Below are 2,199 nucleotides of genomic sequence, written 5' to 3' on the forward strand. Positions count from 1 at the left end.
ATTACGCAAATTACAAGCTCAGTTCCCGGTTCTACCTTTAGGTGCGTAACATGAGGTATTAAGTTAATCGGCGCGAGCGTGAGATTTTCCAGCAGATTGATCTTCGCTTTTTTCAATGCTTTCTTTTTCCAATTTTGGGTTGGGGCAATATCCAGCTCAAAGACTTTGGTTGCCTGATTGAATTCAGCAAAACGATAGGCCCTGCTATCGTAGCCTGCGCCAAGCAAGACGATCTGTGGATATTCCTTCCTTAACGCATCGAGAAATAGTTCATCACCCCAGTCAGCTCTGGTTATTTTCCATAAAATCCTAAAAACCAATCCTGAACGGGATTGAAGATTTTTAGTACAATAGGGTATAACAAGCTCTGGATAAATGAGCGAAAAACTTATGGCAAATAACAAAATTCAAATCACAGACGATCTAGAAGCTCTGCTCAACACCCTCCCCGAGGAAGTGGTTACAGCGATTCGAGCAACCGAAGATACAGCCAATCTCCTCGAGGTGATCCTCGATCTTGGGCGCGTACCAACGGCGCGTTTTGTTGATGGCGAAGTGATCCTCAGCGAATCAGAGGTCACCCTCGCAGAGATCGATCACGTTGTGCAGCAACTTGGCGATATCGACGCCGATAACCGCGCCGGTCTGGAGCGTACTCTGCATCGCATCTCTGCCATTCGCAATCGACGCAGCGATATCGTCGGCTTAACCTGCCGTGTTGGGCGCGCTGTTTATGGCACAGTGGATATCGTCGAGGATATTGTTGCCTCGGGCAAAAGCATCCTGATCCTGGGACGTCCCGGTGTGGGCAAGACGACCATGCTCCGCGAAGCTGCCCGCATCCTGGCCGAGAGCAAACGGGTGGTTGTCGTGGATACCTCCAACGAGATCGGCGGCGATGGCGATGTGCCCCATCCCGCAGTGGGGCGCGCCCGCAGAATGCAGGTCGCCACACCCTCCCTTCAGCATGAGGTGATGATCGAAGCTGTGGAAAATCATAATCCTGAAGTGATCGTCATTGATGAGATCGGACGCGAACTCGAAGCTGCCGCAGCCCGGACGATCGGTGAGCGCGGCGTCCAACTGGTTGGCACGGCGCATGGGAATACCCTCGACAACCTGATGCTCAACCCGACCCTTTCTGACCTGATCGGCGGGATCGAATCCGTCACCCTTTCGGATGACGAAGCCCGTCGGCGCGGCACCCAGAAAACCGTTCTCGAAAGACGCAGCCCACCCACCTTTGACGTGCTGATCGAAATTCAGCATCGTGACCGTTTCTCAGTTCACCTGGATATTGCCGCAGCGGTTGATGCTCTTTTGCGTGGATTCCCTCTCCCGGCCGAGATTCGTACCCGGGATGCGGATGGACAGATCAAAGTCAGTAAAGAGGTAGCCGCCCCAATCCCAGGCGCGAAACGGGGCGGGGATACGCTCGGATCGCGCGGCGCCCTGCGCTTGTCCTCCGTTCCCGAATCAACCTCCAGGCCTCAAACTTCTCCCCGTCAAAGCCTCCCGACGACACGCATCTACCCTTATGGCGTGGCGCGGAATCGGCTGCTGCAAAGCGTCAAGCGGATGAAGGTCCCGGCGATCATTGTGCGGAATGCGAGCGAAGCGGATGTGCTCGTTACCCTGCGGACCTATTATCGCAAACGCCAGCAGACGGTGATGGATGCCGAGCGGCAGGGAATGCCGGTGCATGTGTTGCGGGCAAATACCACTGACCAAATTGAGAATTTTTTAGGAGATCTTTTCGGTTTGACAGGAGAGCATCGAGAATCCGGTGAAATGGATCTGATCAAAAATGAAACACAGTCTGCGATTGCCTCTGTTTTGAGTGGCGAGCGTTGGGTCGACTTGCCCTCTGGTCCGGCAATGATCCGGCGCATCCAGCATGAGATGGCGCGCAGTGCAGAATTGGTGAGCCATTCCTATGGCAAAGAGCCGCGCAGACATGTGCGGATTTTTAGAGAGTAGGAAAGCGAGATTCGATATTCGCGAGTCGTAAATACGTAAAGCCTCCTCCGAATATCGATATTCGAATATCGAATAACTATGTTTATCACACTCGAAGGCCCTGAAGGTTCTGGCAAGACATCTCATATCCCCACCCTCGTGGAATACTTACGTGAGCAGGGCTATACCGTTTTCCCAACCCGTGAACCGGGCGGGACATCGATCGGCGAACAAATTCGC

General features: G+C 53.5%; 3 protein-coding genes. 2 read left to right on the top strand and 1 reads right to left on the bottom strand.

The window, feature by feature from the left end:
* Positions 1 to 320: class I SAM-dependent methyltransferase (locus AC3DOM_RS17645; RefSeq protein ID WP_487920353.1), on the bottom strand; the 320-nt coding region annotated here is incomplete at its 3' end.
* A gap of 70 nt (positions 321 to 390) precedes the next feature.
* On the opposite strand from AC3DOM_RS17645, the gene AC3DOM_RS17650 reads away from it, so the two are divergent.
* The gene (locus tag AC3DOM_RS17650) at positions 391 to 1,980 is read left to right on the top strand and encodes a R3H domain-containing nucleic acid-binding protein (RefSeq protein WP_487920354.1); all 1,590 of its coding nucleotides are present in this window, start codon (positions 391 to 393) and stop codon (positions 1,978 to 1,980) included.
* A 78-nt stretch (positions 1,981 to 2,058) separates the two neighbouring features.
* Positions 2,059 to 2,199: dTMP kinase (locus AC3DOM_RS17655; protein WP_487920355.1), on the top strand; the 141-nt coding region annotated here is incomplete at its 3' end.

The sequence above is a fragment of the Candidatus Desulfolinea nitratireducens genome (genome assembly GCF_982879505.1).